General features: G+C 64.1%; 20 protein-coding genes. 12 read left to right on the top strand and 8 right to left on the bottom strand.

What is annotated here, in order from left to right; all coding sequences use genetic code 11:
• Positions 1-70 precede the first annotated feature (70 nt).
• The 4 genes from OX462_RS05515 to OX462_RS05500 all read left to right on the top strand — a co-directional run bounded on the left by OX462_RS05515 (position 71) and on the right by OX462_RS05500 (position 7,684).
• Positions 71-1,822, top strand: coding sequence for an ABC transporter ATP-binding protein (locus tag OX462_RS05515; RefSeq protein WP_409027955.1), 1,752 nt, complete (start codon positions 71-73; stop codon positions 1,820-1,822).
• Positions 1,812-3,620, top strand: a complete 1,809-nt coding sequence (locus tag OX462_RS05510) for an ABC transporter ATP-binding protein (RefSeq protein WP_070218017.1) — start codon at positions 1,812-1,814, stop codon at positions 3,618-3,620. Before OX462_RS05515 ends, OX462_RS05510 begins: the two co-directional genes overlap by 11 nt.
• 126 nt (positions 3,621-3,746) lie before the next feature.
• A complete protein-coding gene (locus tag OX462_RS05505; protein WP_070218019.1) occupies positions 3,747-5,447 on the top strand; it encodes a methyl-accepting chemotaxis protein in 1,701 nt (566 codons plus the stop codon).
• A gap of 173 nt (positions 5,448-5,620) precedes the next feature.
• Complete coding sequence (locus tag OX462_RS05500) at positions 5,621-7,684, top strand: sensor domain-containing diguanylate cyclase (RefSeq protein WP_343251869.1); 2,064 nt, start codon at positions 5,621-5,623, stop codon at positions 7,682-7,684.
• Between the two features lie 57 nt (positions 7,685-7,741).
• Here the strand turns inward: OX462_RS05500 and OX462_RS05495 are convergent, their stop codons facing one another.
• Positions 7,742-8,071 carry a hypothetical protein gene (locus OX462_RS05495; RefSeq protein ID WP_070312834.1) on the bottom strand — a complete coding sequence of 110 codons (330 nt, stop codon included), beginning with the start codon at positions 8,069-8,071 and terminating at the stop codon, positions 7,742-7,744.
• Between the two features lie 149 nt (positions 8,072-8,220).
• Entirely contained in the window at positions 8,221-9,489 is a 1,269-nt protein-coding gene (locus OX462_RS05490; protein WP_409027954.1) for a cytochrome-c peroxidase, read from the bottom strand.
• 164 nt (positions 9,490-9,653) lie between these two features.
• Between OX462_RS05490 and acpA the strand changes: the two genes are divergently transcribed.
• Positions 9,654-11,774, top strand: a complete 2,121-nt coding sequence (acpA, locus tag OX462_RS05485) for an acid phosphatase (protein WP_409027953.1) — start codon at positions 9,654-9,656, stop codon at positions 11,772-11,774.
• A gap of 56 nt (positions 11,775-11,830) precedes the next feature.
• On the opposite strand, the gene OX462_RS05480 is transcribed toward acpA, so the two are convergent.
• The 3 genes from OX462_RS05480 to OX462_RS05470 all read right to left on the bottom strand — a co-directional run bounded on the left by OX462_RS05480 (position 11,831) and on the right by OX462_RS05470 (position 14,560).
• On the bottom strand, positions 11,831-12,760 hold the full coding sequence (locus OX462_RS05480; protein ID WP_409027952.1) for a hypothetical protein: 930 nt from the start codon (positions 12,758-12,760) through the stop codon (positions 11,831-11,833).
• Between the two features lie 106 nt (positions 12,761-12,866).
• Positions 12,867-13,748, bottom strand: a complete 882-nt coding sequence (locus OX462_RS05475; protein WP_409027951.1) for a hypothetical protein — start codon at positions 13,746-13,748, stop codon at positions 12,867-12,869.
• Positions 13,749-13,819: 71 nt separating this feature from the next.
• Entirely contained in the window at positions 13,820-14,560 is a 741-nt protein-coding gene (locus OX462_RS05470) for a hypothetical protein (RefSeq protein ID WP_409027950.1), read from the bottom strand.
• A gap of 223 nt (positions 14,561-14,783) precedes the next feature.
• On the opposite strand from OX462_RS05470, the gene OX462_RS05465 reads away from it, so the two are divergent.
• Together OX462_RS05465 and OX462_RS05460 are read left to right on the top strand one after the other, a co-directional pair.
• Positions 14,784-15,656, top strand: coding sequence for a hypothetical protein (locus OX462_RS05465; protein WP_409027949.1), 873 nt, complete (start codon positions 14,784-14,786; stop codon positions 15,654-15,656).
• On the top strand, positions 15,653-17,155 hold the full coding sequence (locus OX462_RS05460; protein WP_070310371.1) for a hypothetical protein: 1,503 nt from the start codon (positions 15,653-15,655) through the stop codon (positions 17,153-17,155). Before OX462_RS05465 ends, OX462_RS05460 begins: the two co-directional genes overlap by 4 nt.
• Before the next feature lie 330 nt (positions 17,156-17,485).
• Here OX462_RS05460 and OX462_RS05455 read toward each other — a convergent pair whose 3' ends face one another.
• A complete protein-coding gene (locus OX462_RS05455) occupies positions 17,486-17,905 on the bottom strand; it encodes a hypothetical protein (protein WP_083287041.1) in 420 nt (139 codons plus the stop codon).
• A 315-nt stretch (positions 17,906-18,220) separates the two neighbouring features.
• Here OX462_RS05455 and OX462_RS05450 point away from each other — a divergent pair, with 315 nt between their 5' ends.
• Positions 18,221-19,291 (top strand): M29 family metallopeptidase, encoded by a 1,071-nt coding sequence (locus OX462_RS05450; RefSeq protein WP_409027948.1) that lies wholly within the window; start codon positions 18,221-18,223, stop codon positions 19,289-19,291.
• Between the two features lie 3 nt (positions 19,292-19,294).
• On the opposite strand, the gene OX462_RS05445 is transcribed toward OX462_RS05450, so the two are convergent.
• A complete protein-coding gene (locus OX462_RS05445) occupies positions 19,295-20,254 on the bottom strand; it encodes a LysR family transcriptional regulator (protein ID WP_227742026.1) in 960 nt (319 codons plus the stop codon).
• A gap of 109 nt (positions 20,255-20,363) precedes the next feature.
• Between OX462_RS05445 and OX462_RS05440 the strand changes: the two genes are divergently transcribed.
• Both OX462_RS05440 and OX462_RS05435 read left to right on the top strand, forming a co-directional pair.
• Positions 20,364-21,203 (top strand): phytanoyl-CoA dioxygenase family protein, encoded by an 840-nt coding sequence (locus OX462_RS05440; protein WP_409027947.1) that lies wholly within the window; start codon positions 20,364-20,366, stop codon positions 21,201-21,203.
• The gene (locus OX462_RS05435; protein ID WP_409027946.1) at positions 21,203-22,024 is read left to right on the top strand and encodes a sugar phosphate isomerase/epimerase family protein; all 822 of its coding nucleotides are present in this window, start codon (positions 21,203-21,205) and stop codon (positions 22,022-22,024) included. The genes OX462_RS05440 and OX462_RS05435 overlap by 1 nt, the downstream gene beginning before the upstream one ends.
• On the opposite strand, the gene OX462_RS05430 is transcribed toward OX462_RS05435, so the two are convergent.
• Positions 22,009-22,947: a LysR family transcriptional regulator gene (locus OX462_RS05430; RefSeq protein ID WP_070310358.1), complete on the bottom strand. Its 939-nt coding sequence runs from the start codon at positions 22,945-22,947 to the stop codon at positions 22,009-22,011. The genes OX462_RS05435 and OX462_RS05430 overlap by 16 nt on opposite strands.
• 130 nt (positions 22,948-23,077) lie before the next feature.
• On the opposite strand from OX462_RS05430, the gene OX462_RS05425 reads away from it, so the two are divergent.
• Together OX462_RS05425 and OX462_RS05420 are read left to right on the top strand one after the other, a co-directional pair.
• Positions 23,078-23,953, top strand: a complete 876-nt coding sequence (locus tag OX462_RS05425; protein WP_409027945.1) for an aldo/keto reductase family oxidoreductase — start codon at positions 23,078-23,080, stop codon at positions 23,951-23,953.
• A gap of 21 nt (positions 23,954-23,974) precedes the next feature.
• Entirely contained in the window at positions 23,975-24,436 is a 462-nt protein-coding gene (locus OX462_RS05420) for a MarR family winged helix-turn-helix transcriptional regulator (RefSeq protein ID WP_409027944.1), read from the top strand.
• Positions 24,437-24,544: the final 108 nt, after the last annotated feature.

The raw sequence follows: 24,544 nt of genomic DNA, 5'->3' as shown, positions 1-24,544 counted from the left end.
CGCGTACTTTCCGTCCGCGTGCCCGTCCTTCCGCCCCGCGACACCCCATTACTCAAAACAAAAGGTAACCATGAGTTTATCGAGGCTCATCGCCGGCTTCGTGCGTCAGCATTGGCCGGCGTATGCCGCCGCCGCCGTCATGCTGACAGGCGTGGCAACACTGACCGTCTGGATCCCGCGCCGCGTGGGCGCCATCATCGACGCGCTGGCCGCGCACCGCATGACGGCCGCCGAACTGTGGCTTGAACTGCTGACTCTGCTCGCCGTCGGCGTCGTCATCTACTTCCTGCGCGTGGGCTGGCGCATCACCCTGTTCAAGGCCGCCTACCAGCTGGGCGTGATGCTGCGCACGCGCTTCTACACGCGCATGTCGCAGCAGGGCGCGTCGTTCTACCAGAACCATCGCACGGGCGACCTGATGGCGCTGGCGACGAACGATATCGACGCCATCGAAATGGCCGCCGGCGAAGCCATGCTGGCCGGTTTCGACGGCACTTTGACCCTGCTGATGGTGCTCGGCATCATGCTGCTGGGCGTGGACTGGCGCCTGGCCTGCATCGCCCTCTTGCCCTTCCCCCTGATGGGACTGGCCTTCTGGCGCATTTCCAGCCATATCCATACGGCGTCGACGGATTCGCTGCAACGCTTTTCCGCGCTGAACGACCATGTGCAAGAGTCCTTGTCGGGCGTGCGCACCCTGCGCGCGCTGGGCCTGGAAGAGCGCAGCAGCAAGCAGTTCTCCACCCTGGCCGGCCACGCGGCCAACGCCAGCCTGACGGCGCAGCGCTGGGAAGCGGCGTACGAACCGGCCGTCGGCCTGACCCTGACGGCGGCCACGGCGCTGACCCTGGGCCTGGGCGGCTACCTCGTGTGGCAAGACCAGCTGACCATCGGCGCGCTGACGAGCTTTTCCATGTACCTGGGCCAGCTGATCTGGCCCATGTTCGCCGCCGGCTGGGTGCTGTCATTGATCGAACGGGGCCGCGCCGCCTGGCAGCGCCTGCAGCCGATGCTCGACGCGCCGCTGGCCATCGACGACCATGGCAGCATCGCCACGCTGACGCCCGGCCCCCTGCAATTGCAGGACGTCGGCTTTGCGTATGCGGGCCAGACGGCGCCGGCCCTGTCCGGCATTTCGCTGCGCTTGCAGCCGGGCCAGACCCTGGGCCTGGTCGGCCCGACGGGCAGCGGCAAGTCGACCCTGCTGCGCGTGCTGCTGCGCCAGGTCACGCCGCAATCGGGCACGGCCACGTGGAATGGGCACGCGCTGGACGCCTACACCTTGCACGCGCTGCGCGCGGCGATCAGCTGGGTGCCGCAGGAGTCCTTTTTATTCTCCGCCACCATCGCCGACAATATCGCGCTGGCCCGCCCCGGCGCCACGCGCGAGGAAGTGGAGCGGGCGGCGCAACTGGCCGACATCCACGCGGACATTTTGCAGTTCCCCGAAGGCTATGCCACCCACGTGGGCGAAAAGGGCATCACCCTGTCCGGCGGCCAGCGCCAGCGCGTGGCGATTGCCCGCGCCCTGCTGGCCGACAACGGCTTGCTGCTGCTCGACGATGCGCTGTCCGCCGTCGACACGGGCACGGAAACGCGCATCCTGCAGCACCTGGAGGAATTGCGCCGCAAGCGCCCCGAGCGCAGCGCCATCATCGCCAGCCACCGCCTGAGCGCCGTCGTCAACGCGGACCTGATCCTCGTGCTGCGCGATGGCCACGTGACGGAAACGGGCAACCACGACGCGCTGATGCAGCGCGACGGCTGGTACGCCAGCCAGTGGCGCTATCAACAACTGGAGGCCAGCCTCGATGCCATCTAAGAACGACCAAGCCAACACCGCCACGCCATCCGTGCGCCGCCAGGCCGCGCAGGCGATCGGCCTGCTGCGCCGCGCCGCCGCGCCCGACCTGCGCCATTTGTACTGGGCCACGTTCTGGCTGATCCTCGCCGCCGCCCTGGAAGTCACGGGTCCCATTTTAGGCAAGGCCCTGATCGACCAGCACCTGCTGCCGCGCCACCTGGACTGGACGCGCATGTCGCTGCTGCTGGGCGGCTGCCTGCTGACGGGCTGGGTCGCTTCCGGCCTGCGCTATCTGCAGCTGGTGCGCCTGTCCGGCCTGGCCATGCGCTCGGTGCAGCGCCTGCGCGAAACCGTCTACCAGCACGTGCTGCGCCTGCCGATGAGTTTTTTCGACCGCGCCATCACGGGGCAGCTGGTCAGCCGCGTCACCAACGACACGGAAGCGGTGAAATCGCTGTACGTGCAGGTGCTGTTCGTCATCCTCGACAGCTCCATCGTCCTGGTCGGCACCATGGCCGCCATGGCCTTCCTCGACTGGCGATTGATGCTGATCGTGCTGGCCCTGCTGCCGGCCGTGCTGCTCATCGTCTTCCTGTACCAGCGCTGGAGCGCGCCGGCCGTCACGCGCGCGCGCGCCCTGCGCAGCGAGATCAACGGCCAGATCGCCGAATCGATCGGCGGCATGAGCGTGCTGCAGGCGAATAACGCGGAAAAGCGCTTCGGCGCGCGCTTCACGGGCATCAACCAGGACCACTACACGGCGCGCATGCAGGAATTGCGCGCCAACGCCTGGCTGCTGCGCCCCGCGCTCGACATGCTCAACATCGTGCTGCTGGCCGTCGTCATCTTCAGCTTCGGCCGCCGCGACATGGGTGCCGTGGAAGTGGGCGTGCTGTATGCATTCATCAGCTACATCGCGCGCGTGATCGAACCGCTGATCCAGATCACCATGCAATTCAGCCAGCTGCAGCAGTCGGTGGTGGCCACGGCGCGCGTCTCGGCCCTGCTCGACGAAGCGCAGGCGCTGGAACACGCACAGGGAAGGGCGACACCGGCCCTGCGGCAGGCGAAAACGGGCAGCGACGTGCCCGCCGTCGACATCGCCCGCCTGACCTTCGCCTACGTGGAAAACCAGCCCGTGCTGCACGACCTGTCGCTGCAGATCCCGCAAGGCGCCTTCTTCGGCATCGTCGGCCACACGGGCAGCGGCAAGTCGACCCTGCTCTCCTTGCTGCTGCGCTTCTACCCCGTCACGCAGGGCAGCATCGCCATCAACGGCGTCGCCCTCGACAGCATCGACAACGAGCACTTCCGCGCCGACGTGGGCCTGGTGCCGCAAGACCCCTTCCTGCTGGCCGCCTCGGCGCGCGAAAACATCGACATGGGCCGCGGCTACACGCAGCAGCAGATCGAGACGGCCGCGCGCGCCGCGCATGCGCACGACTTCATTGCGGCGCTGGAACACGGCTACGACACGCCGCTGGGCGAAGGCGGCTCGCGCCTGTCGTCGGGGCAGAAGCAGCTGATCGCCATCGCCCGCGCGCTGGCCGGCCAGCCGCGCATTTTGCTGCTCGACGAAGCGACGTCGCGCATCGATAGCCAGACGGAGCAGATCGTGCAGACGGCCCTCAACGAGTTGCGCGGCAAGGTCACCATCATCGCCATCGCCCACCGCCTGTCGACCATCCGCGAAGCGGACCGTATCATCGTGCTCAACCATGGCCGCATCACGGAAGCGGGACCGCACGAGGAACTGATGCAGATCGAAGGCGGCCTGTACCAGCGCCTCTACCTGCTGCAGCAACTGGCAATTTGATAGCCATGGGGCGCCGTTGCATGGCGCCACTTTTTTTCTGTACGGCATTAAAAATGCCGTACAGACGGGAGTATATTCATCTGGCGGGCAGCGCCAACGGCCCCAACCACACTTCCGGGGGATACCATGCGCAGCAAACTGTCGATCAGGAATATCTTTGCCGCCATTTTTCTGCTCAGCCTGGCGCTCTCCGTCATCAGCCTGTGGGCGCTGTTCCGCGTGGCGGGCAAGCAGGCCGAGGCGAACCGCGTCACTGAAACGCGCTACCAGTCCTACCTGCTGGCCGACGAACTGCGGCAAAGCTCGGACGACCTGACCCGGCTGGCCCGCACCTACGTCGTCACCGGCGACGCCAGGTACGAACAGCAATACCTGGACATCCTCGACATCCGCAATGGCAAGAAGCCGCGCCCCGCCCATTACGAGCGCATCTACTGGGACTTCGTGGCGGCAGGCGTGCCCGTGCCCGCATCGACGGGGCCCGCCGTGCCGCTGGCAGAACTGATGCGCAAGGCCGGCTTCAGCGAGCAGGAATTCGCCAAGCTGCGCGAAGCGCAAGCCAATTCGGACGGCCTGGTCAAGACCGAGGTGATCGCCATGAACGCCGTCAAGGGCCGCTTCGACGACGGCAGCGGCAACTTCACCAAAACCGGGCCGCCGGACCTGGAAATGGCCCGCGCCATCATGCACGATGCCCAATACCACAGCAACAAGGCGAAGATCATGCAGCCGGTGAATGAATTCCTCACCCTGCTCGACCAGCGCACGAGCGCGGCCGTGCAGACGGCGATGAGCGGCACCATGGCCGCCTACTCCGTGACGGTCGGCGTGCTGCTGGTATCCGTCATGGTCTCGCTGCTGTGCCTGTTCCTCGTGTACCGCCACATCAAGCGCAGCCTGGACCAGGCGATCGCCACGGCGCAGCTGATCGCCGGCGGCGACCTGAGCATCGACGCCGTCATCGAACGAGCCGATGAAATCGGCGTGCTGCTGCATGCGATGAACACCATTAACGCCAACCTGACGGGGCTGATCGGCGACATCCGCAGCGGCACCGGCGAAATGTCGGTGGCCACGCACGAAATCGCGCTGGGCAATGCGGACCTGTCCGCGCGCACGGAAGCGCAAGCCAGTTCCCTCGAAGAGACGGCCAGCTCGATGGAAACGCTGACGGCGACGGTGCGGCAAAACGCCAGCAACGCCGGCGAGGCGAACCAGCTGGCCGCCACCGCCTCGGCCGTCGCCGTGCAGGGCGGCGCCGTTGTCGCCCAAGTGGTCAGCACGATGGGCGCGATCAAGGAAAGCTCGAGCCAGATCGCCGACATCATCGGCGTCATTGACGGCATCGCCTTCCAGACCAACATCCTGGCCCTGAACGCGGCCGTCGAGGCGGCGCGGGCAGGCGAACAGGGACGCGGCTTCGCCGTCGTCGCCGGCGAGGTGCGCAGCCTGGCCCACCGCAGCGCTGCCGCCGCCCAGGAGATCAAGACCTTGATCGGCGCCTCCGTGGAACGGGTCGACGCCGGCAGCAAGCTCGTCGACGAGGCCGGGCGCACCATGGCGCTGGTGGTGGAATCGATCCAGAAGGTGGCCGCCATCATGAGCGAAATCACCAGCGCCAGCCACGAGCAAAGCGCGGGAATCAGCGAGGTCAACCAGGCGGTCACGCAGATGGACAACATCACGCAACAGAACGCCGCCCTGGTCGAGCAGGCGGCCGCCGCGGCCGAAAGCCTGCAGGAACAGGCACAAGCCCTGATCGCGGCCGTCGCCATCTTCCGCCTGAAAGGCAGCCCGCCGGCCACGGCCGCCCTGCCCCTGCGCTGACGTGCGGCCAAAGTGTGCACTTTCGCAAATTTCCGCGCACTGCATGATATTTCTGGATTGCAACAGAATATAATCTGTTACAGACAGGTGGTCATTGCGGGAGCGGGACGTTGGCAGGCAGACAGAGACGGGCATCATGGCGAAAGGCGCATTGGCTGCTGGTATTGGCCTGCTTGCTGCCGCCTGCCGCACACGCCCAGGTCAGCGACCTTGAGCAGTATCTTGCCGCCGTGCGCGACGACGGCCGCTACGTGCCCGCGCGCGCGCTGCAACGGCTGCAGGAAGTCGAAACGCAGGCGCGCAGCGCTCCCCTGCCCGTGCGCGCGGAATTCCTTACCCAACTGAGCAACGCCCGCATGCGCCTGGGGCAGAACGACATCGCCATGCAGCTGGCCGAGGAACTGATTGCCTACGCCCGCATGAACAAGAGCGACGTGGCGCTGGCAAAAGGCATACTCAACAAGGCCTACATCACGTTTGCCCGCAACGAGCGCCGCGCCTCGCACCTGCTGGCATTTGAGGCGGAAAAGATCGCCAATGGCACGGACGACTTGCCCGTGCGCGTGCAAGCGACCATCAGCGCGGGCCAGTCGTGGGCCGAGGAAGGCAATTTTCCGTTTGCGCTGGCCAAGCTGCAGGCAGCCGTCGACCTGGCGCGCCAGAGCAAATCCCCGTCCAGCCTGGCCGCCGCCCTGAATGCCCTTACCCTGCTGTACACGCAGATGCGCGAATACGACAAGGGCTTCGAAGTGCTCGACGAATTGCTGGCAGTCTCCGCGAGACTGGCGTCACCGGGCCGCATGGCGCAGGCAAAGAATACGGAATACGGGCTGGCGCTCGACGCGCAGCAGCCGCAGCGGGGCCAGCGCGCCCTGCTGGCGGCCCTGGCGCTGGAACGCCAGCTGGGCGCGCGCGGCATGGTGGCCGTCACCCTCGTCAACCTGTCGGACAGCTATCTCAAGGAAGGCGACTACGCGCGCGCCTTGCGCTATGCAAATGAAGCGATCACGGCGGCGGACCTCGTCAACGATGAACAGGTGGAGGCGACGGCGCGGCTGAACATCGGCCAGGCGCTGATCGGCCAGGGACGGCTGCAGGAAGGCAAGCAAAGCGTGGCCACGGGCCTGGCCTACTACGAACGCACGGCCAACCAGCCGGAAATGCAGGCCGTGCTGCTGGAATACGGCATGGCGCTGGAAAAGGCGGGCGACCTGCGCGGCGCCGTCACCGCGTACCACCGCGAGCGCGGCATTTCCAACCAGCTGTTCGAAAAGCAGCGGCAAAAGGCCGTGTATGAACTGCAAGAAAAGTATGAGGCGGAAAAGAAACAGCGCCAGATCGAGCTGCTGAGCCGCGAAAATCAGCTCAAGAGCACCGAAATCGACAACCGCCGTCTGCAGCAGCGCGTGTGGTGGCTGCTGGCGCTGGTACTGGCCATGGCGTCCGCCATCGTTGGCTTGCTGTACCGCAAGGTGCGCCATGCGAACGTGCAGCTGAAGGTAAAAAACCAGGAACTCAAGCGCCAGAGTTCGCGCGACCCGCTGACGGCCCTGTACAACCGCCGCCATTTCCAGGAATTCATGCGCAGCCATGCGGGCAAGCCGCAGCCCGCCTATGCCGGCGACGATGTCGTGGGCGCGCTGTTCCTGCTCGACGTCGACCACTTCAAGCACATCAACGACGCTTACGGCCATGCGGCGGGCGACCTGGTGCTGACGACGATCGCCGAAACCCTGCACGACGTGTTGCGCGAAACGGACATGATCGTGCGCTGGGGCGGCGAGGAATTCCTTGCCTTCCTGCCGGCCGTTGCGCGCGACGGGCTCGACGAGATCGCGCGGCGCATCCTCAACGGCATGGCGGCGCAACGCATCGACTACCAGGGCCAGACCATCGAAGTGCACGTGTCCGTGGGCTTTGCGCCCTATCCGCTGGCGCCGCTGGGACGGCCGCTCACGTGGGAACGCAGCGTCAACCTGATCGACATGGCGCTGTACCTGGCCAAGGCGCACGGGCGCAACCGGGCGTATGGCTTGCGCGGTTTTCATCATGTGGAAAGAACGACCCTGGAAGTGGTGGAGCAAGACCTGGAACGCGCGTGGCGCGACGGCTTTGTCGATTTGAGCGTGGTACTGGGGGGGACGGACGAGGCGGACAGGCCGGAGACGGCTGGAACGCAGACGTTGACGCCAGGCGGCCAAGGGGGCGATGGCGTCGCCGCAGCTGCCGTCACCTGACGACAGCTGCGGGAACCGGGCCGGCGTTAGCTGGTCCTGGCGCGGTGATGACGGTGATTACTTGTGCGCGGCGTCCTGCATCTTTTCACCGGCTTTTTCCACTTTCTTGCCGACGGCATCGGCCGCTTCGCTCATTTTCTTGTCGGCGTCAGCGGCGACCTGGTCCATCTTGGCGCCCGTATCGGAAGCGGCCTGGCTCACGGCGGCGTCAGCTTTGGTTGCTGCGGCCTTGATGTCGGCTTCAGCCTTGGCAGCGGCCGCATCGATCTTCTGGCCAGCTTGTTCCGCAGGACCGGCGGCGACATCGCTCTTCTTCTGGCAGGCAGCCAGGGCCACAACCATCATGCCGGCGGCGCACACGGTCATCCAATTTTTGCTTACTTTCATGGTATTCCCTTTCATTGTTATCAAAAGACACAGATCAGTTCGCAATATACACCTGCCTAAAATTTTCTAGCGTGCGCTAACGCACATAAAAACAGGCTTTTGTAGCGTAGTTGTAAGCAATGGTATCTTGATATCTTTTTGGCATGCGTTCAGTGTGCCGCGGGGGCCGGCCGATAGCCATCCGTCAAGGTATGCAGGAAGGCGATCACGTCGGCGATCTCCGCTTCGTTCAGGGCCGGCGCCTGGCCCGGCAGCCGGTCGAACGGCGCTTCCACGTTGACGTTCGCCTCGAGCCCCGGCGGCAAATCGTCGTATTTGCGCACCTTGCCGTTTCGCTCTGCCGGATACCATTTTTGCGGCGCCGTATCGCGCTGCACGTAAAAGCGCAGCACCTGCTCCAGACTGTCAAAACTGCCGTTGTGGAAAAATACCTTGCGCAGGGCGACATTGCGCAGGGACGGCGTCTTGAAGCTGCCGCAGTACTCCTTGTGCTCCATCAAGTCGGTGCGGTCCGGGCCGCACAAGCCCATGTCGAAGAACGCCGGGTCCGCATTGACGGGCAGCTTGCCATTGCGCGGCACGCCGATATTGATCAAGCCGTAATCGGTAAATTGGGGAAAGGCGCCGCCGGAAGTGATCTGGCTGATGTGGCAGGACGCGCAATTGCCCTTGCGCTCATCGTTGAACAGGGCCAGGCCGCGCGCTTCCTGCGGACTCAAAACGGCCTGCTTGCGCAAGACGGCGTCGTACTTGCTCGTGTACGGATAGAAATCTAGCGGGCTTTCCTGGAACACTTCCAGCGACATCAGCGCCCAGCGCAAGGCCTGGCCCGGCTGCTCGAAAATATCGGCGCCATACGTCTGGCGAAATTGCGCCGCCAGGGGGCCAGCGCGCAATTTGGCGACGACGGCGGCCGCGTCGCGGTTGCCCATCTCGCGTTGGGAGAGCAACGGCGCCAGCGCCTGCTCATGGCCGGACTGGGCCCGGCCATCCCAGTTGCGCCCGCCCGTGGGGCCCGCATCGACGCTGTCGTCGCCATCGTCGTCATGAAAATGTTCGGTGAATGCGGGTGCAGTCTGCAGGTAGCGCAGCGAGGGCGCCGCGCGCGTGCCCGCATCCTTCAGCTCCGGGCCGCCCAGCTGCACCGCCAGCCCGTTCGGCGGCCCATACGCGTGCTCGGGACTGTGGCAGCTGGCGCACGACATCTTCCCCGACACGGACAGGCTGGGCTCGAAAAACATGGCGCGGCCCATGGCCGTCATCTGGGCCACGGAAGGCTGGCGTGGCAGGGTGGGCGCGTAGGCGCCCGCCAGATAGGCGGGCTTGGCCGCGGCTTCCTTTTGCGCTGCCGGATGGCAGGCGGCCAGCAGGCAGGCGGCTACAAAGGCGAGCAGCAGTGAGGGCTTCGTTTTCATCATGGGCTGGCAGCGTAGCAACGGTATGTGACCGCTGCGTGACAAGTCCCTGCAAAACGTAATGTATCAAGTCCGTACATTACGTCATGTAACAGACGCTGACATGTCACGCAGCTGACATATTGCCTGCCTAGCATGCGACGTTTTCCACCCAGAAGGCATGAACAATGAAACCGTACGCTCGCCCTGTCTTACGTCCCCTGCCAATCTTGCTGTCGCTGGGCCTGGCCGCCTGCGGCAGCAATTATGCGATCACGCCCAGCACCACGGGCCAGGTGATCGGCAGCTACTATGAAAACGCCCAGGTATGCCTGGAAAGCGGCACCGCCAAGCTGACCTGCGACAGCGGCTCGCCAACGGTGCGCACGGCCGCCGACGGCAGCTACACGCTCGACGGCCAGGGCGCCGTGCTGGTGACCGTCGGCACGGACGCCATCCGCCATGAAGCCATCGGCGACAGCGGCAGCAAGGTCACGCAAAAACTGCTGCTGCGCGCCCCCGCCGGCCACAGCGCCTTCGTCAGCGCCCTGTCGACGGAACTGGCGCAGGTCATGGACGGCAATGGCGGCGACTTTGCGGCCGCCAGCAGCAAGCTGGCCGCGCGCATCGGCGTGTCCGAAGCGGGCCTGGCGTCCGACTTCAACAAGGCCAGCGGCGACGAGCTGGCGAAACTGAAGGCGGAAAACGCCAGCGTGACGGCCTTGATCGCCAGCGCCAGCGCGCAGGCGGCACCGGCCGACGCGCTGGCCGCCCTGAACGGCGCCCTGGCGCTGAACAATATCCAGACCATCGTCGTCATCTACGCGGAAAACCGCGGCTTCGACAATCTGTACGGCCTGTTCCCGGGCGCGAACGGCGTGCCGGGCGTCAATCCCACGTCGACTTCCGCCTACGTGCCGCAGAAAGACTATGACGGCAGCACCCTGCCCGTGCTGCCGCCCACCTGGGGCGGCATGACGGCAGCCGGCCAGAGCACCGTCATCACGCAGGCGCAATCGGCCAACCTGCCGAACAAGCCGTTCCAGATCGACGATGCCGGCAGCCCCCTGTACCTGCCGCAATCGGTGATCACGCGCGACCTCGTGCACCGTTTCTATAACAACCAGATGCAGATCAACGGCGGCGCCAACGACAAATTCGCGGCCTATTCCGACGCGGGCGGCCTGTCGATGGGCTATTACGACGGCAGCAAGATGCAGCTGTGGGACATCGCCAAACAATATGCGCTGGCCGACAATCTGTTCATCGGCGCGTTTGGCGGCTCCTTCCTCACGCACCAGTATCTGATCTGCGCCTGCGCGCCCACGTATCCGAACGCCGACACCTCGGTGGCCAAGGGCTCGATCGCGAAGATCGACGTCGACGCCAACGGCAACTTCGTGCGCCTGACGCCGTCCGCCACGGCGCCGACCACGGTCCTGAACGGCGCGCCCGCCTACGCCAACGACGGCGCGCTGACGCCGGCAGACGGCACGGGCATGTTCTACGCCGTCAACACCATGCAGCCGCCGTTCCAGCCCAGCAGCAACGCCCCGGCATCGGCCGACAGCAGCAAGCTGTATGCGGACACGGGCAAGGCCAACACGCTGCCGCCGCAGACGCAGACGAATATCGGCGACTTGCTCTCAGGCAAAAATATCGACTGGGCCTGGTATGCGGGCGCCTGGAAGGACACGACGGCCCTGGCCACGGCCAGCGCGCGCGCCGGCAGCTTCCCGAATCCGCCGAACTTCCAGTTCCACCACCAGCCGTTTAACTATTTTGCCAACATGGACCCCGTGAAGGCGCCCGCCTACCGGGCCGCCCACCTGCGCGATTTCGACAGCCAGTTCCTGGCCGACGCGGGCGCCGGCAAGCTGCCGCCCGTGACCTTCTACAAGCCGCAGGGCAATTTGAACCAGCACGCGGGCTACGCCAGCGTGGCCGACGGCGACGCGCACATCGCCAGCGTCATCGCCCAGCTGAAGAAGAGTCCGCAGTGGAAGAACATGCTGGTCATCGTCACCTACGATGAAAACGGCGGCTTTTATGATCACGCCGCGCCGCCGAAGGGCGACCGCTGGGGCCCGGGCACGCGCGTGCCGGCCATCCTCGTCTCGCCGTACGTGAAAAAGGGACTAGTTGACCATACGCAATACGATTCGGCTTCGATCCTGCGCGCCATCACGCACCGCTTCGCCCTGCCCGTGCTCGACGGCTTGAGCACGCGCGACAAGGCGCTGGTGGCCAACGGCGGCAAGCCGATGGGCGACTTCAGCGCCGCGCTGGCGCTGGTGCCGCAAGAGTAGGGCTGAGTAGGTGTACCCGCCCGGCGTGGCCGCGGCGGGCGTTTTAGTTGTTGGCGCTACTGGCCCGGGGACGCATCGAGCAGCGAACGTTCGAGCAATTGCGACAAGGCCGCGCGCAGCGCCTGCGTGCGCGCCGCCAGCTCCGGCCGCTTGTAGCGCTCGGCGGCGATCAGGCTGTTTTCCAGGCAGATCCGGTCGCCCTTGGCCAGGCAGGCGTCGGCCAGGTCGAGCTGGGCGCTGGCTTGCGCCACTTTCACTTTGGCGTCGAGTTCCAGGGTGTCGGGATCGTCGCCCCAGCGCTTCACATAGGCGGCCAGGCGCTTGGCGGCCAGCTCCGGCTTGCCCGCGTCGAGGGCCTGGTTGACGCTGCCTTGCAGCGCCGCCCACGCCTGCGCCCGCTGCTGTTGCCTGTCGCAAGTAGCGGCGGACTTGCTGATATTCGCCTGCAAGCGCTTGATCTGCGCGGCGGGCGCCTTGGCGCTTTTCAGCACGGCCAGCGCGCTGCGCGCCCCATCCAGGTCGCACTGCGCCGCCAGCGCGGTGGCGGCCTCGACCTGTTCCGCCACGCTGGCCGGCTTGTCGGCCGGCTTGTTATAAAACCAGATACCGGTCAGCACCACGGCCGCCGCGATCCACGTGCGCAAGCGCACGGGCGGGCGCGGCGGCGGCACCGAGCCCCTGCCGGCAGGCTTGGCGGGCGGCGCCTTGGCCGGCGCGGCAGCCGACGGCGGGGCCGGCTGGGGAGCGGAAGCTGGCTGAGGAGCGGGTTGCGGCGGGGGTTGCGGCGCGGGTTGCGGCGTGGAAATCGGCGGGGCGACGGGCACCGGCGGCGGCATGCGCGGCACCGGCGGCGGCGCCACTACCTTCTCCAGAACAGGCGCTTGCGCCACCTGGCGCGCGCCGCAAAACGGACAATGCGCCACGCGCAGCGGCAAGGTCCGGCCGCAGGCGGCGTTGATGCATACTTCATTCACTGTTTCAGACACGTTCCTACCTTTGCTACTCATGCAACAAGGCAGGGCACACGATTATATCGTGTGCCCCATCCATCGTGCGAGCTCTGCTTATCTCTGCTGGCGGAGATAAGCAGACTTAACGCTCCGTCTTCACCAGCCCTAATGCTCGTTCCTTTTCTAATATTACCTCACGATCACGGTTCAGCAGCTTCGCACGTGCTAACCACTTGGCAGCCGCACCCAGATCATTCGATGCAGCACTTTTTTCAGCCAGTTTGATGTAATGATCAACTATCTTGCTAGCAAGTCCCTTGACCTCTTCGCCACGATATTGTCCCTCGGGGTCAATCTGCCGAATCTGATCGAGGGAAGCCTTGGCCGAACTTTCCGGCGGGTCGGTATATTGAGCTTTCTCAACGTAAAGAGAGGCACGACGCAACTGATCGTCGATTTCAGAACGATCGTTTTCATTGAGCTTAATCGCCTTCGTATCCACAGATCGACTGTCACTGACTTGCGTCACTGTAGCTAGGGCAACATCTTTCGATGACCGTGTCGCGAAGAAGATGACGGCACCAATAACTGCAACGGCAACAAGTACCAGTCCCATCTGGGAACCAAGCCATTTTTTTGTATCCGTCGAACGCGAAGCTCCGTTCGCCTTGCAAAAACTAGTCACATATTCTTCCGCCACTCGCGGATCCAGTCCAACACGTTTGCCAGATGCCGCATTCACTACTTTACTCAGTGCCAGACGCTCTTCCTTCTGATCCAGCTTCTTGTCGTTATCAGTGAACTGATGCAACAACCTATCCAACTCTTCCACGAGAGCACGCTCGGATACCGCAGAATATTCATCTAACTGTTCACGGATGACCAACTCTATTTCTCTGCTCACGATGCCGCGTGCGGCGGCCTCTTCTTTAATACGCCGTTCCTCACCACGATCCAGATAAAAATCATCATCTACCGCCGCAGCTACCCGGTTCTTCAGCCAGTCCAGATCGGATTGATTCATATATTCCTCGGTGTTTTAAAAATTGTAATTTGAACGATCAAACCAGATCATGTCTTCGCCATCCCATCACACTACAAAATTTTCCAGCCCCAGATGCCTGACCTCTGCATCACACTATGCTTGCGACAAAAGTCGTTGATGTATCTCTCCGCGATCTCTGGATCGACACCTTTCATCGCGCCTAGACGTGGTTTGCAGACACTTTGCAAGGCGTCGACACGACTCTTTTTATCTAGTTTTTTTTCAGTGTCTGTAAACACATGCAACAGTGCATCAAGCTCGTCCAACAATTCTTTTTCATTAACGACATTCAAACGTTGCAAAGCCAACGATAAAATCGCCTCCACCCGCCTCACATCCAATCCCAAAACACTTTTTCCATACCGCAGCAAAACACCAAAAGTGATGCTATCGCAATATGAATTTGAAATACTGTCTGCGATATGGACACTGAACTTCTTCTGCCCATCATCCAACAATGCCGGATTTGACAAGACTCGTTCCTTCGCTACGCTATCGTTCTGAACTCCGGAATCGCCAAGCCTTGCCTGTTCACTCATAGGCAACGGCATTCCCTGATCAACGATTGGCACAACGAATACAGGTGGAACCTTTTTCACCTTGATGGCAGTTTGCTTCCTTCCACAAAATGGACAAAAACTCACGGTCCAGGGAAATGTCGACTGGCAACTCGATTCTTGACATTGGTATTCAATCTTCTGACTCACAAAATACCTCTCATCCGTCACCCATGTGCCATAGGGAAAATCATCCAGCGATGACGATAAAATCCACACCCATAAAAATTGCAATCAGACACATTAAATTATCTTTCAAATAATAACGCATCCTTCGTCGCCGATACCACTTATTTCCGATACAGAAAAATTTAGAAGCGCTTGTCAGCTGTACCTCTTGATGTCCCCTTATGACGCTGCACATAAACGCAGGCCAATACAGGCTTGACACCGATCAATCCCCATTCCACCGCCGCGGCCTAAGCTACAAGCACAGCCCAAGGACAAGGAGAACGCCATGTCAGCCCACCTGATCATCGAGGACGGCCAGCCCTGGTGGGACAGCGCCGATATCTGGGTCGTGCCCGGCAATGATCCGAATGGCCCGCCCGGCGCGCCCATTGCCGGCACCAGCAATTACCTGTGGGGCCGCGTGCACAACACGGGCAACAGCGCCTCGAACGGCGTGCGCGTGGACTTTTACTGGGCCGATCCTTCCGGCCAGATCGCCGTCGGCGCCGCCACGCAGATCGGCTCCGCGTTTGCCGACCTGCCGCCCGGCGCCACGCAGGAAGTGCTGTGCCTGGTACCGTGGGTGCCCGTCATCGTCAATGGCGGCCACGAATGCCTGCTGGCCGTGGCCCACGGGCCTGGCGACGTCAACCCGCTGCCCGACCCGCTGCCCAACGGTTTTCCCTTCCAGCCCAAGCAGCATGACCAGATCGCCCAGCGCAACGTCAACGTGGTGCTGGCGGCCAGGCGCGCGCAGTTGCTGGCCATCGCGGTGGCGGCCCTGCCCCGCGAAACGAAAAAAGTGGAACTGCAGATCGAGTATGGCGGCGAGTTGCCGGAGCGCCTGCTGGCCACCCTCGGGCTTGAGCGATGGCAGCCGGCCAGGGACGCACACCTGGTCGCAGGCCTGGCGCGTACGCCCCATTGCAATGGCGACGCGCCCGGCGAGCAAACACTGGTGCTGGAAGTGCCGCGCGGCCAGGCGCAGGCCGTGTATCTGAGCGTGCGCGCCGAAGCCTTGCCGCCACGCCAGTATGCGCTGCTGCGCGTGCTGGAAACCCAGGATGGCAAGCTGCTGGGCGGCGTCACGTATGTCGTCACCGATCTGGAGAAAGAGCAAGCGCAAGACCAGCAAAGCCCCGAGGAGCAAGCATCATGAGCGACACACCCCTGCAGGTGCTGACGCGGCCGTTCGCGATCGAGCCCGTCACCAATATCATGCTGCCCGATGGCATCTTCGACAATGCCATCTATGGCTTGCGCATTGCCGCCCACGTCACCAATATGTCCGGCAGCGCCCTGACGAATGTCACGGTGTACCTGGAAAGCGTGGGCGACCCCGGCATCGTGCCCGTGGCGCGCACCTTCTTCTTTGCCAGCATTCCCGCCGGCGCGGCCATGCTGGTCATGTGGGATGCCGATTTCCAGCATGCGGCGCCCGGCAAGAGGCTCGTCAGCTTTGTCGCCAAGGCGGACGGCTACACGCCGCACCGCTCGATCCAGCAAATCTTCGTGTCGCAGACGCGCTTTGACAGCACGACCAACACCTACACGTGTACGGTCGAGGAAGGCACGCTGGAACTGTCCAAGCCGCAGGGCCATCTGCCGGGCAAGCGCTGGGGCAGCACGGGTACGGATGGGAAGGAGTGCCGCTGCCCGCCCGGCCTGGGCCCCATCGTACCGACCGGCATGACCCTCGTCTGGACGCCGAACCCCGCCTATGCGGGCACGCATGGCGAGCTGCCGTTTTCCGACCCGTGGTGGAAGGTTCTCGCCATCATCATCGCCATCATCGCCGCGCTGGTGGCCATCATTGCCGCCGCGCTCGGCTCCGGCAAGGCCAGCTTCAGCGTGGGCGGCAGTTTCGAGGAAACGGAACCCGACGTGCATTGCTGTTCGCTGGAAGGGGCCGGCTCCGGCCAGCCCGAATTCACGGTGGCGGGCGTGGCCTCGGCCATCGCCTCGGGCGCCATCGCCGTCGCCTGCTCCGATATCGCCGACCCGTTCTGGCGTGGTCAGGAAGCAACACCACCGGCCGCCGGCGAACTGACCCTGGCCGAGCGCGTGGTGGCGAAATGGGTGTTGCCGGAAGCGCCGAATGCGGGCCTGCCCTACACGGCCGACATCAGCTGGGAGTACGATCGTTTCACCACGGGCGCCACCTACCAGCATGCGGTGACCGAAACGCAAGTCAACATCCACGTGGCGGGGCCGGTGGAAACGGATACGCCCGCCGTCGTGCAAGCCTACGAACCGTTGTGGCTGCGCGCCAGTTTCAAGCGCGACAACGGCAATGTCTTCCGCGGCACGGAGCTGTATGCGTTCGTGCTGTTCCAGGCGCCGCAGGGCCTGTATTTCGTCGAATCGCTGACCGACGACGGCCTGGGCTTCGACCCGGGTGCCAACGACGGCGTCTATGCAGGCAGCCTGGACTTGAAGCGCGCTTACCGCACCCTGCTGCAATATGATCAAAAAGTCTACGGCACCTGGAGAGTCTTCGTCTTCGCCCAGGACGTCAACCTGACCAAGCCCGGCACGCCGCCCGAAATCGCCGCCCAGCACATCGGCGGCATGTTCGTCGCCAGCGCCATCGAAATCACCTTCGACGATACCCTGCCCTGCCCGCTCAAGGCGCAGGCGAATATCATCGTGGTGTAGCAAGGAGCGAGAAGCAAGAAGCGAAGTCAGGCGTAGGTCGCGTAGGTCGCGTAGGTCGGATTAGCGGGGCAACGCCCCGCGTAATCCGACACATTGTTGACTCCAAGCCCACGCGACAGTGGCCGCGCAAGCATGCAGGGCCAAGCACCGCCCCGAAGACAGTACGCCAGGACCGAGGGAAAGCCTACAAACTGTGGCCTTTCGTACAACCATTCGTAAGCGCGCCAAGAGCGGCTGAGAAAATGCTCAGGGCTAGGCGCCGCCTCGAAGACAGTACGTCAGTACGGCGAGAGGCAGGCAACAACGCCTTGGGCGTTTTATCAGCCGCTCTTACACCTTGACCGCGTCGGCCTTGGCAATAACCGTGCGCGGAATGATATCCATCGCCGGACACGTATCCATCGCATCCGAATACGCGAGCCAGCGCTGCAGGCTTTCCATGCGGCGGATGGTGATGCCCTTGCCATTGATGTAGCCGATCTGCTCGAAATTGGCGGGGCTGGTGGTCAGTTTCGACACGGTGGGCGCATTGTCGACCAGGCGGTCGTAGGCCTTGCGCGCCTTGTGCTCCCACTTGGCCAGCGCGGGGTCGTCAAAGCGGTTGCTTTCAAAATACACGGTAATGGTGCGGTCGTGGTTGGCAAAGCCGACGATGGCCGCACCTTTGCGTATGGTCAACAGGACATCTTCCTTGACGCCTGTGACGGGAACGAACACGGCAGCACGGCCATCCGCATCCGGCCGCTCCATGGGAATATCTTGTCCGATTATGCTCATCACATCACACTCTTAGTCTTCGCCTGTTGGCTTGTTGTCCCTGCTTCACTGAAAGCATGCCACCGTGCGCATGCGCGCCTTTGCCGCTGCGCCGGGCCGCTTCCAGGCTCGCTGCCATGCCCTGTCATACCGTTTCATACCATTTTTCAAATAATACATTGCCGGAAAGCACTACACAAGATAATCAGGGGCGCGGCAGCCGCCTGTCCTCCGCCGGATGGGGAATGGTGACGGCCGGGGCAATCGCCTTATAATGCTGCGATTACTTCACGCCCCCACCTTCGCACCATGACGCTTCCCGAGAATGACACCAGCCGGCTCGACGCCATCAGCGCCGCCGCCACCGAAGTGGCCGCGCAAAACGTGGCCGACCTGCTGGCCATGGCCATCCGCCACCGCCCGGACGAACCGTCCCTGATCGTCTGCGACAAGCGCAGCTGGCTCAACGTGGTGCTGACGGAAGCGTACCGCCAGGCCTTGCCGGACGCCACCTTCATCGATTTCGACGAGGTCACGCCCGACGCCGTGCTGGCCGCGTTTGCCGAACTGCCGGCCGGCAGCCTCGTTGTGCTGATCCAGTCGACCAGCTTCCGCCTGGAAGCGTTCCGCATCCGCATCGAACTGTTCAAGCGGGGCCTGAAAGTGATCGAACACGTGCATCTGTCGCGCATGCCCGGCGTACAGGGGCTGCACTACATCGCCTCGCTGGCTTACGACCCGTTCTATTACCGCGGCGTCGGCCATGCACTGAAAGCGCGCATCGACGGCGCCCGCCACGGCATGGTCGACAGCGGCGGCGAGCAGCTGGTGTTTGCTTCCCCGTTCGAACCGGCCAAGCTCAATATCGGCGACTACAGCGGCATGAACAATATCGGCGGCCAGTTCCCCCTGGGCGAAGTATTTACGGAAGCGCAGGACCTGGAAGCGGTGAACGGGCGCGTGCGCATCTTCGTCTTCGGCGACACGCACTTCATGGTCAACCGCCCCGATACGCCGATCACCCTGATCATCGACAAGGGCAGAGTCACGGGCACGGAGCACGCCACGCCGGAATTTACCGCCATGCTCGAGATCATCCGCGCGCACGAGGGCGAAGTGTGGGTGCGCGAACTGGGCTTCGGCATGAACCGCGCCTTTTCGCGCGAGCAGCTGGTCAACGACATCGGCACGTATGAACGCATGTGCGGCATCCATCTGTCGCTGGGCGCCAAGCACGGCGTGTATACAAAACCGCAATTCAAGCGCAAGGATGCGCGCTACCACGTCGACATCTTCGCCGTCACCGAAGCCGTCTACCTGGACGACGAGCGCGTGTATGCCGATGGCGCCTGGACGGTGGAACCGGTCGCGTTCAATTGACCGTCAGCTGAAAACTCCGGCCGCTGCCAGCTCGCGGTCCCACGGCGGCACGGGCTGGTATTCGGCCACCAGGAAATCGATCAGCGCGCGCACCTTGGGCGAAGGCTGGCGGCTGGCCGGATACAGGGCGCTCAAGTGATTCAGGGGCAGGTCCCAGCCGGACAGCACGGGCAGCAGGCTGCCATCGAGCAGGTTGCGCCAGGCGAGAAACGTGGTGCTGTAGACGATGCCGAGTCCCCGCTGCGCCGCCTGGTGCAGCACCAGGCCGTTATTCGCCGTAAAACCCGCCTGCACGCGCACGCTCACTTCCTCGCGCTGTTCCCCGTCTCCGCGCTGGAAATGCCAGTTCGTGCCATCGGTCAAATGGCTGAAATGCAGGCACTGGTGCTTCAATAAATCCTGCGGCGTCTGCGGCACGCCCCATTGCGCCAGATAGGCGGGGCTGGCGCACAGCACGGCGCGGCACGGCGCCAAAGGCCGCATGGCCAGCGCGCTGCTGTCCGGGATGCCGCCCACGCGGATGGTCAAGTCAAAGCCGTGGCGTATCGGGTCGAGCAGCGCATCGTCGACAAACAGCTCGGCCCGCACCTGCGGGTGCAGCAAACTGAAACGGGCGACGGCATCGGCCAGCCACGCGCTGCCGAAGCTCGATGGCGCCTGGATGCGCAGCGGCCCGGCCAGCTCCGCCCCCGCTCCCGCCTGCGCCACGTGCGCCACCATGCGCGCCGCTTCCTGCGCCTGGCTGACGGTGGCCATGCACGGCGCCAGGTAGGCGCGGCCCGCGTCCGTCAAACTCACTTCGCGCGTGGAGCGGTGCAGCAAGCGCGCGTTCAGGCGCTCTTCCAGCTGCATGATGGTCTTGCTGACCATGGCGCGCGTCAGCCCCAGGCGCTGCCCGGCCACCGTAAAGCTGCGCTGGCGCGCCACCTCGACAAAGATTTCCATCGCTTTTAGTTGATCCATGTCAAAGATTGTCATCGCTTTGGCGACAATCTGTCAACCACTGGGCGATTGTTTGCGCACTGCCCCCATCCTACAATGGCGCCTTCTACCAATCTCCGGAGCCGCCGCCATGCTGACGATCGAACAACAGGAACAATACCAACGCGACGGCTACATCATCCTGCCCGATTTCAAGGGCACGGATGAAATCGCCGCCCTGCGCGCGCGCGCCGAGCAGATTGTCAACGAATTCGACCCCAGCGTCAGCCAGTCGATCTTCACCACGCGCGACCAGGCGAAGAACACCAACGATTATTTCCTCGCCTCCGACAACACCATCCGCTGCTTCTTCGAGGAAGAGGCGTTCGGCGCGGACGGCCAGCTGAAGCAGGCGAAATCGCTGTCGATCAACAAGATCGGCCACGCCATGCACGACCTGGACCCCGTCTTCCGCGCTTTTTCGGCCGACCCGAAACTGGCCGAAGTGGCGCGCGACCTGGGCCTGGCGGATGCGCAGGTATGGCAATCGATGTATATATTTAAACAGCCCGGCATCGGCGGCGAAGTGCGCTGGCACCAGGACGCCACGTATTTCGAGACCACGCCCATCAGCGTGACCACATTCTGGTTCGCGCTGGAAGACGCGACCCTGGACAACGGCTGCCTGTGGGCCGAACCGGGCGGCCACCGCGGTCCCCTGCGCGAACGCTTCATCCGCAACGGCGACCAGGTGCGCGTGGAAAAACTCGACGCCATGCCCTGGCCCGACGACAGCACGGCCGTGCCACTGGAAGTGAAGGCGGGCGCCCTCGTCTGCTTCCACGGCTTGCTGCCCCACTACAGCGCGCCGAACCGCTCGCCCGTCTCGCGCCACGCCTACACCTTGCACGCCACCGACGGCCAGACCGAATATGCGGCGCACAACTGGATACAGCGCGACGCGGCGTTCCCCGTGCGGGGCTTCGTCTGATGCGCATCGACGTCTTTGCCGCCCACTGGGGCAATAACGACCTGCCGCCCGAGGTCTTCATCGACAGGGTACTGGCGGCCGGCTTCGACGGCATCGAAATGTCGCTGCCGCTGGACGCCGCCCTGCGCGAGGAGTGGACGGGGCGCATCGCCGATGCGGGCCTGGAGCTGATCGCCGCGCAATGGGAAACCGTGTTCCACAGCGACTTCGCGCTGCACCGCGCCGCCCTGGCGGAACTGCTGGAAAACGCCTGCCTGGCGCGCCCCGTGCTGGTCAACACGCACACGGGCAAGGATTACTATACCCAGGCGCAGAACGCGGCATTGATCGACCTGGCCGCCGCCATCTCGGCAAAGCACGGCGTGCCCATCGTGCACGAGCTCCACCGCAGCCGCTTTTCCGGCCACCCGATGCTGCTGCTGCCGTATCTGCAGCAGTATCCCGAACTGCCTTTGACGGCCGACCTGTCGCACTGGTGCTGCGCCTGCGAATCGCTGCTGGAAGACCAGCCGCACACGCTGGCGCAAGTGCTGCCGCTGGTGCGCCACGTGCATGCGCGCGTGGGCCATGCGCAGGGTCCGCAGGTGGCCGACTTCCGCGCGCCGGAAGCCAAGCCGGCGCTCGACGCCCACCTGGCCTGGTGGGATGCCATCGTCGCGCTGCGCCGCGCGGCCGGCGCCGAGCGCATGACGTTCACGCCGGAATTCGGCCCCGCGCCGTACACGCAAACGCTGCCCTGGACGCAGCAGCCAGTGACGGATGCGTGGGAACAGAACGTCGCCATGTTGCAGCTTTTACGCCAGCGCTATCCTGCGGATTGAGCAAGCGGCGGAAGCTGCGCAAAATTGGCCTGCACGAAATCGATGAAGGCGCGCAGCGGGGCCGGCAGGTGGCGCCGGCCCGCATAGTATAAAAACGGGCCGGGAAAGGGCATCGCCCAGTCTTCCAGCACGGGCCGCAGCTGGCCCGCATCGATATACGGCTGCAACCACTCTTCAAACAGATACACCAGACCATGGCCGGCGATGGCCATGCTGACCGCGAAGTCGGCCGCCGTCGGCGTGACGATCACGGGGCCGTCCGGCTCCACGCTCACTTTTTGCCCATCGCGTTCGAACTCCCATGGGGGAATCGCGCCACTGAGGAATTTTCCCAGCAGGCAGGCGTGCTGCAGCAGCTCGCGCGGATGCACGGGCACGCCCCGCTGCGCCAGGTAGGACGGTGCGCCCGCCACCGCGAAGCGCTGCGTGCGCGGGCCGATCGGGATGGCGATCATGTCCTGCTCCAGCCGCTCGCCATAGCGGATGCCGGCGTCGCAGCCACTGGCGACGACATCGACAAAATTATTATCGACCACCAGCTCGACCCTGATCTGCGGATAGGCGCGCAGGAACTGGTCGACCATGGGCTGCAAGAAGAAGCGCGCCGCGTTGACCGGCACGTTCAGGCGCAAGGTGCCGCGCGGACTGTCGCGCAAGTCGTTCAGCACGTCGAGCGCGCTGCTCACTTCCTCCAGCGCCGGACGCAAACGCGTCAGCAACAGCGCGCCGGCTGCCGTCGGCGTCACGCTGCGCGTGGTGCGTTCCAGCAGGCGGATGCCCAGTTGCTGCTCCAGCCGCCGCAGCGCCTCGCTCAGCGCCGACGCCGACTGCCCGCTGGCGCGCGCGGCCTGGCGAAAACCCCGGTGCCCGGCCACCAGGGCAAAGGCGGACAGGTCGGCCATGGAAGGGTTGTCTGCATGCATGAGGAGAGCTTTCAAGGGATGAGATTGTGCGCAAATAAGTACAGCCCGTGCCGGATTGACCCGATTATCATACAGCGCAATCGCCCTTACGATGGCTGCTCCCGTCCCTTACCACTACACAGGAGCTCCCATGCACACGTATGACCCCGCCAGCGACCGATTCACGCCCGCCCATTGCGACATCGCATTCAACCGCCTCGGCTACGGCGCCATGCAACTGGCCGGCCCGCACGTCTGGGGCCCGCCGAAGGACCGCGCCGCCGCCGTTGCCGTGCTGCGCGACGCCATTGAACTGGGCATCAACCATATCGACACGTCGGACTTTTACGGCCCCCACATCACCAACCAGATCATCCGCGAAGCGCTGCATCCGTATCGCGACGGCTTGACCATCGTCACCAAGATCGGCTTCGTGCGCGGTGCCGACCAGTCCTGGCTGCCGGCCGCATCGTCACAGCAACTGCGCGACGCCGTGCACGACAACCTGCGCAACCTGGGCCTGGACGTGCTCGATGTGGTCAACCTGCGCGCGCCGGGCATGGAAGGCCCCGACGGCTCGTCGCTTGCCGAGCCGCTGTCCACACTGGTGCAGCTGCAGCGGGAAGGCCTGGTGCGCCATATCGGCCTGTCCAATGTCGATGCCGGTCAGGTGGCCGAGGCCCAGCGCATCGCTCCCATCGTCTGCGTGCAGAACCACTACAATCTGGCACACCGCGCAGACGATGCGCTGATCGACACCCTGGCCGCGCAAGGCATCGCCTACGTGCCCTTCTTCCCCCTGGGCGGCTTTTCGCCGCTGCAGTCCGATACCTTGAACCAGGTGGCGGCCGCCCTGCAAGCCACGCCGATGCAGGTGGCGCTGGCCTGGCTGCTGCAGCGCGCGCCGAATATGCTGGTCATTCCCGGCACCTCGTCCATGGCGCATCTGCGCGAGAATGTCGCCGCCGGCGCGCTCAGGCTCGACGCGCAGGCATTAGCGGCATTGGGGTCGCTTGCAACTAAGTAGCGCACTATATATACTGTGCCCATGGATACCACCACCGCCCCCAACCCCTTGCACCAGGTGCCGCGCCTGGACGGCCAGCTGTGCTTTGCGCTGTACTCGACCTCGCTTGCCATGAACAAGCTGTACCGCAAGCTCCTGCGCAAGCTCGGCCTGACCTATTCGCAGTACCTGGTGATGATGGTGTTGTGGGAGCGCGACGGCCTGACGGTGTCGGAAGTGGGCGAGCGCCTGTTCCTGGACTCGGCCACCCTGACGCCCTTGCTCAAGCGCATGGAGCAATCGGGGCTGCTGACGCGCACGCGCGCCGCCAGCGACGAGCGCCAGGTCATCATTTCCCTCACGCAGCAGGGCGATCAGCTGCGCCACGAAGCGGCCCTGCTGCCTGAAGCCATCCTGACGGCCAGCCACTGCAGCGTGGAACAGATTGTGGACATGAAACAACAACTGAACCTGTTGCGCGACAGCCTGATGAAAAGTGAGTAAAAGCGCTGCTTTCCCGAGCAAAATCAGATAAAGCATCGCCCTGACGGCGCCCGGCAAAAGCCGGTCCATCATCCGCCCTTCTTTATGGCTCTGTCCCCGTTAAGTAGG

It is taken from the genome of Janthinobacterium aestuarii, assembly GCF_046113285.1.
Taxonomy (GTDB): domain Bacteria; phylum Pseudomonadota; class Gammaproteobacteria; order Burkholderiales; family Burkholderiaceae_D; genus Janthinobacterium.
This window is presented reverse-complemented; position numbering and strand designations above follow the sequence as displayed.

Excerpts from the sequence above, each read along its gene's own strand:
- OX462_RS05515 (WP_409027955.1), top strand. The coding sequence starts at position 71 with ATGAGTTTATCGAGGCTCATCGCCGGCTTCGTGCGTCAGCATTGGCCG.
- OX462_RS05510 (WP_070218017.1), top strand. The coding sequence starts at position 1,812 with ATGCCATCTAAGAACGACCAAGCCAACACCGCCACGCCATCCGTGCGC.
- OX462_RS05505 (WP_070218019.1), top strand. The coding sequence starts at position 3,747 with ATGCGCAGCAAACTGTCGATCAGGAATATCTTTGCCGCCATTTTTCTG.
- OX462_RS05495 (WP_070312834.1), bottom strand. The coding sequence starts at position 8,071 with ATGAAAGTAAGCAAAAATTGGATGACCGTGTGCGCCGCCGGCATGATG.
- OX462_RS05490 (WP_409027954.1), bottom strand. The coding sequence starts at position 9,489 with ATGATGAAAACGAAGCCCTCACTGCTGCTCGCCTTTGTAGCCGCCTGC.
- acpA (WP_409027953.1), top strand. The coding sequence starts at position 9,654 with ATGAAACCGTACGCTCGCCCTGTCTTACGTCCCCTGCCAATCTTGCTG.
- OX462_RS05475 (WP_409027951.1), bottom strand. The coding sequence starts at position 13,748 with ATGAATCAATCCGATCTGGACTGGCTGAAGAACCGGGTAGCTGCGGCG.
- OX462_RS05465 (WP_409027949.1), top strand. The coding sequence starts at position 14,784 with ATGTCAGCCCACCTGATCATCGAGGACGGCCAGCCCTGGTGGGACAGC.
- OX462_RS05460 (WP_070310371.1), top strand. The coding sequence starts at position 15,653 with ATGAGCGACACACCCCTGCAGGTGCTGACGCGGCCGTTCGCGATCGAG.
- OX462_RS05455 (WP_083287041.1), bottom strand. The coding sequence starts at position 17,905 with ATGGAGCGGCCGGATGCGGATGGCCGTGCTGCCGTGTTCGTTCCCGTC.
- OX462_RS05450 (WP_409027948.1), top strand. The coding sequence starts at position 18,221 with ATGACGCTTCCCGAGAATGACACCAGCCGGCTCGACGCCATCAGCGCC.
- OX462_RS05445 (WP_227742026.1), bottom strand. The coding sequence starts at position 20,254 with ATGGATCAACTAAAAGCGATGGAAATCTTTGTCGAGGTGGCGCGCCAG.
- OX462_RS05440 (WP_409027947.1), top strand. The coding sequence starts at position 20,364 with ATGCTGACGATCGAACAACAGGAACAATACCAACGCGACGGCTACATC.
- OX462_RS05435 (WP_409027946.1), top strand. The coding sequence starts at position 21,203 with ATGCGCATCGACGTCTTTGCCGCCCACTGGGGCAATAACGACCTGCCG.
- OX462_RS05430 (WP_070310358.1), bottom strand. The coding sequence starts at position 22,947 with ATGCATGCAGACAACCCTTCCATGGCCGACCTGTCCGCCTTTGCCCTG.
- OX462_RS05425 (WP_409027945.1), top strand. The coding sequence starts at position 23,078 with ATGCACACGTATGACCCCGCCAGCGACCGATTCACGCCCGCCCATTGC.
- OX462_RS05420 (WP_409027944.1), top strand. The coding sequence starts at position 23,975 with ATGGATACCACCACCGCCCCCAACCCCTTGCACCAGGTGCCGCGCCTG.